Raw genomic sequence first — 5096 nt, forward strand, 5'->3', positions numbered from 1 at the left:
CACGCGTCGCCTCGTCGGTGCCTTTGCGCGGAGGGTTGAGTGTGACCACGTCGATCTGTCCGAGGTGCTCTGCGATCGCCGGCAACGTCGTGGCGACGTCACCGCAGTGAAAACGAATGTTGTGGTAGCCGTTCAGTCGGATGTTCGCCTTGGCATCAACAACGGCGATTCCTGACTCTTCGATGCCGGTGACGTGCTTGGCGACGGCTGCCAGATGAAAGGTCAGCGCGCCGACGCCGCAGTACAGATCAACGCACACGTCATCGGCCCCGGCCTCCGAACACTTCACTGTGTGTTCGTAGAGCTTGCGGGCCAGGGCGATGTTGGCTTGGAGAAAAGCCCCGGCATGCGTCTTCAGTTTGAGAAACCCGATGCGCTCAATGAGCGCCGACTCCCGCGTCAGGGGCACGAAGGTGCGGCCGAAGATGACATTGCCGGGATCGGGGTTCACGTTCTGTACGACGCTCACCACTCCGGCAATGCGCTGCAATTGAGCCACGAGCTCGCGCGCGCGTGGCAGGGTCTGGTGGCGCGTCACCAGAATGATCTGCGCCCGCTTGGCCCAGTTGCTGACGCGCACGACGACATACCGCAAAGATCCGGCGTGGGTGCGCTCGTCGTAGATCGGGATCGTCAGTCGCTCCAGCGTCTCGCGCACCTTCGCCAGCACCCGGTTGATCAGCGGGTGATGCACCGGGCACTGGCTGATGTCGACGACCTCATGCGACTGCGGGCGGTAAATGCCCAGCAAGACGCCACCGCGCGCCGCCCGCGCCACGAGCTTTGCCTGGTTGCGGTAGCCGAAGGCCCGCGGTGAGCCGATGAGGGGAGGAATGGGAAGCCCCGCCAGACTCGGGAACCGGCTGAACGCGTCACGAACGCGTTGCTGCTTCAGCAACAGCTGCTCGCCGTACGGGCGGCCGATGAAAGCGCAGCCGACGCAGTGGGGATAGTGCGGGCAGGGCAGGGCGGGGGCTGGGGGACGAGGGTTGGGGGCCATCGGGGTTAACTATGGTCAACAGTGTTTCTGCACCCCAAAGGGGTGAAATCCGTTAGCCCAGGCACCGCCCTGGGCTCTGTTTGTCTCCCTCCTCTGTTGCCATCTCCGGCAACGGAGGAGGGCCGGGGTGGAGGCCGTTCTGAAAGCCGCGGCCGATAACATGCAGTACGTGCGTGATGATGAGCCGCGGCGGCAGGCGCCTCCACCCTCACCCTCCTCCGTTCGCGGAAGTGCTCACAGGAGGAGGGGACCGCAGCTGTCCAACTACCGAGCAGAGAGACGCCGGAGTGCCAACCCCGAACCCCCACTCCCGGCCCCGTCACTTCGCTCTCCACTCACCGCTACGGCCGCCGCGTTTCTCCATGAGGCGAATGTCGCTGATCACCATGCCGCGGTCGACCGCTTTGCACATGTCATAGATGGTCAGCGCCGCCACGCTCACTGCGGTCAACGCTTCCATTTCGACGCCGGTCTTTCCCGTCACCTTCACTCGTGCCTCGATTTCCAAGATGCCGGGGCCGCGGACGGTGAAGTCAATACCCGCGACCTCGACCGGAAGAGGATGGCAGAGGGGAATCAATTCGGCGGTGCGTTTGGCCGCCATGATCCCGGCAACGCGGGCGACCGCCAGAACCTCACCTTTCGCCATCTTGCCGCTGCGAATCAGGCGGAGGGTCTGCGGTTGCATGCGCACGGTGCCCCGGGCGACGGCCTCGCGCTCGGTGACGGATTTCGCACTGACATCGACCATGCGAGCCCGCCCGCTCTCGTCGATATGCGAGAGCGGCGCGCGCGCTCTCATCTTGCGGTTCCTCAGTTGCGCCACTATAACCTCGGCTGTCTATGAACCATCACCAGCTCATCATCATCGGTTCCGGGCCAGCAGGACTGACCGCGGCATTGTATTCAGCCCGCGCCAATCTAGTACCCATCGTGATCGAAGGCTCCCAGCCCGGCGGTCAACTTACTATCACGACCGAGGTGGAAAACTACCCCGGCTTTCCCGACGGGTTGCTCGGTCCCGAGATGATGGAGCTGTTCAAGCGGCAGGCCGAACGCTTTGGCGCACGGTGCATCTTCGGCGAGGTCACAAAAGTCGATCTCAGCCGCCGCCCGTTTGCTCTCCAAGTCGGCAAGGATCAGTACTCCAGCGATGCGCTGATCATTGCCACAGGGGCCTCGGCGAAATTGCTGGCGCTGGAATCGGAGAAGCGGTTGATGGGCCATGGCGTCTCCGCTTGCGCCACCTGTGACGGCTTTTTCTTCAAGGAGAAAGAGCTGGTTGTGGTGGGCGGCGGCGACACGGCGGTCGAAGAGGCGACGTTTTTGACGAAGTTCGCCAGCAAGGTCACCGTCGTACATCGCCGTGATCAGTTGCGCGCTTCGAAAATCATGCAAGAGCGCGCCTTCAAGAACCCGAAGGTGTCCTTCATCTGGGACTCCGTCGTCGATGAAATCCACGGCACCGCCGACAAGATTGGAGTGACCGGCGTCCGGCTGAAAAACGTCAAGACCGGCGCCACCCGTGACTTCAAGTGCGACGGTGTGTTCATGGCCATTGGCCACCAGCCCAACACGCGGCTCTTTCAGGGCCAGATCGAGATGGACGCCAACGGCTATATCGCCACGCGCGGCCGATCTACCTATACCAGCGTCGAGGGGGTCTTCGCCTGTGGCGATGTGCAAGACAACGTGTACCGCCAGGCGGTCACCGCCGCCGGCTCTGGCTGCGTGGCGGCCATCGACGCCGAACGCTGGCTCGAAGAGAAGGGCATATAGCGTATGGCTTATGGCAAAGGAAGAATTAATCTGAAACTCCGGCCATATGCCATCTGCCATAAGCCATACGCCGCTCAGATCCTCACCGGCACCCCGCGTGCGGCCAGGTACTCCTTGCACTGCCGGACGGTATACTCGCGGTAGTGGAAGATCGACGCGGCCAGTGCCGCCGTGGCACCGCCGGTCGTGAGGCCTTCGTAGATGTGCTCGAGCGTGCCGACTCCGCCGGAGGCGATGACCGGCACCCGCACCGCATCGGCGATCGCCCGCGTCAAGGCGAGATCGTAGCCTTCCTTGGTGCCGTCGCGATCCATGCTGGTGAGCAGGATCTCGCCCGCTCCGTACGTCTCCATGCGTCGTGCCCACTCCACCGCGTCGAGGCCGGTCGGTGTGCGGCCGCCATGCGTGTACACCTCCCACTTCGCCGTTGCGCTGCCTGCAACGCGCTTTGCATCAATCGCAACGACAGTGCATTGACTGCCGAACCTTTCCGCTGCGGCGCGGACGAACTCCGGGTGTTGCACCGCCGCCGTGTTGATCGAGACCTTGTCGGCTCCGGCGTTGAGCAGATCGCGAACATCCTGCAACTCGCGCACGCCGCCACCCACCGTGAGCGGCATGAAGACGGTGTCGGCCGTGCGCGCGACCACGTCCAAAATGATCTTGCGGCGTTCGTGTGACGCGGTGATGTCGAGAAAGGTGAGTTCGTCGGCACCCTCTTCATCGTAACGCTGTGCGATCTCCACCGGGTCGCCGGCATCCCGCAGGCCAACGAAGTTGACGCCTTTGACTACGCGTCCGTCCTTTACGTCGAGGCAGGGTATTATGCGCTTGGCGAGCATGCGAAACAGCCTTCAGCGGTCAGCCTTCAGCTTTCAGCCCAGTCACAATCAGCCTGCGACGCCCCGCGCCGCTCGGATGGCCTCGGGCAGCCGCACCGCGCCGGTGTACAAGGCCCGGCCGACAATCACCGCGTCGATACCTTCCACACCGCAGTCTCGCAGTGCGGTGATGTCGGTCAGCGAACCGACGCCGCCGGAGGCCGTTACCGGCAGGCTGACCGCTTCGGCAATGGCGCGCGTGGCGGCCACGTTGACGCCTTCCTGCGTGCCGTCCCGACTGATGTCCGTATAAATGATGCGGCAGGCGCCAAGCGCCTGCGCTTGGTGGGCCAATGTGACCGCGGACGTGGCGCTGGTCTCGACCCAGCCGCGCACGGCAACCTTACCGTCGCGGGCGTCGATGCCGATGGCGACACGCCCTGGGAAACGACGGCAGGCCTCGCGAACCACCTCCGGCTCGGCCAAAGCGGCGGTGCCGAAGATGACCCGATCGACACCCAGCTGCAGCAGCTCCGCGGCCCGTTCGACACTCCGCACGCCACCCCCAACCTCGATGGGGATCGGCAGCGCGTGGCAGAGGGCCGCAATCGCGGCGCCGTTCACCGGCTGGCCGCTCACCGCGCCATCGAGGTCAACGACGTGCAAGTATTGCGCGCCTTGGTCCACCCAACGCTGGCCGATGGCCACGGGGTCGTTGCCGTACACCGTCTCGGCAGTCATGTCGCCCCGCAACAGGCGCACACATTTGCCGCCCTTCAGGTCGATGGCAGGTACTACGAGCATATGGCGGATGGCGGTGGCATATGGCTCATGGCAGATAGCCGAGTTGGCGCCTCTTGACCATATGCCACATGCCATCAGCGGGATCGTTCCACGATCCCTCCGAAGTTTTCCAGGATCTTCAGCCCGACGGCCTGGCTCTTCTCCGGGTGGTATTGTGTGGCGAAGACGTTGTCGCGGGCAATGGCGGAGGTGAACTCGATGCCGTACTCGGTGGTGGTTGCCGTCAGATCCGGATCGGTGGGCACGACGTAGTACGAGTGCACGAAGTAAACGAAGGCGCCGTCGTCAATGCCGCGGAGGTGCGGCGAATTCTGGAGCTTGCGGATCTGGTTCCAGCCCATGTGCGGCACCTTCAGGTCCGACATGTCGGGAAAGCGAACGACGCGACCGGGGAAAATGCCCAACCCGGGCACGGGGCCGAACTCCTCGCTCTCCTCAAACAGTAACTGCATGCCGAGACAGATGCCGAGAAAGGGAGTGCCGCGGCTGATGACGTGGCGGACCGTATCGATGAGGCCGTAGATGCGCAGGTTGTCCATGCAAGCGCCGAAGGCGCCAACGCCGGGCAACACAACGCCGGCGGCGGCCTCGATCCGAGTCGCATCGCGCGTGACCTCGGCTGGGAAGCCGACCCGCTCCAACCCTTTCTGCACGGAGCGCAGATTCCCCATGCCGTAGTCGATGATGGCGAT

6 protein-coding genes are annotated in these 5096 nt (G+C 64.0%); 1 reads left to right on the top strand and 5 read right to left on the bottom strand.

Going from position 1 to position 5096, the window contains the following annotated elements:
• Together rlmD and moaC are read right to left on the bottom strand one after the other, a co-directional pair.
• A partial coding sequence (gene rlmD / locus VF515_06845) for a 23S rRNA (uracil(1939)-C(5))-methyltransferase RlmD (GenBank protein ID HEX7407353.1) occupies positions 1 to 1000 on the bottom strand: 1000 nt, incomplete at its 3' end.
• A gap of 319 nt (positions 1001 to 1319) precedes the next feature.
• The gene (gene moaC, locus VF515_06850) at positions 1320 to 1802 is read right to left on the bottom strand and encodes a cyclic pyranopterin monophosphate synthase MoaC (GenBank protein ID HEX7407354.1); all 483 of its coding nucleotides are present in this window, start codon (positions 1800 to 1802) and stop codon (positions 1320 to 1322) included.
• A 41-nt stretch (positions 1803 to 1843) separates the two neighbouring features.
• On the opposite strand from moaC, the gene trxB reads away from it, so the two are divergent.
• Positions 1844 to 2779 (top strand): thioredoxin-disulfide reductase, encoded by a 936-nt coding sequence (trxB, locus tag VF515_06855; GenBank protein HEX7407355.1) that lies wholly within the window; start codon positions 1844 to 1846, stop codon positions 2777 to 2779.
• Positions 2780 to 2853: 74 nt separating this feature from the next.
• Here the strand turns inward: trxB and hisF are convergent, their stop codons facing one another.
• The 3 genes from hisF to hisH form a co-directional block, all read right to left on the bottom strand.
• Complete coding sequence (gene hisF / locus VF515_06860; protein HEX7407356.1) at positions 2854 to 3621, bottom strand: imidazole glycerol phosphate synthase subunit HisF; 768 nt, start codon at positions 3619 to 3621, stop codon at positions 2854 to 2856.
• A gap of 48 nt (positions 3622 to 3669) precedes the next feature.
• Positions 3670 to 4404, bottom strand: a complete 735-nt coding sequence (gene hisA / locus VF515_06865; GenBank protein ID HEX7407357.1) for a 1-(5-phosphoribosyl)-5-[(5-phosphoribosylamino)methylideneamino]imidazole-4-carboxamide isomerase — start codon at positions 4402 to 4404, stop codon at positions 3670 to 3672.
• Positions 4405 to 4478: 74 nt separating this feature from the next.
• The coding region (gene hisH / locus VF515_06870; GenBank protein ID HEX7407358.1) for an imidazole glycerol phosphate synthase subunit HisH at positions 4479 to 5096 on the bottom strand (618 nt) is incomplete at its 5' end.

The organism is Candidatus Binatia bacterium, assembly GCA_036382395.1.
GTDB lineage: Bacteria > Desulfobacterota > Binatia > HRBIN30 > HRBIN30 > JAGDMS01.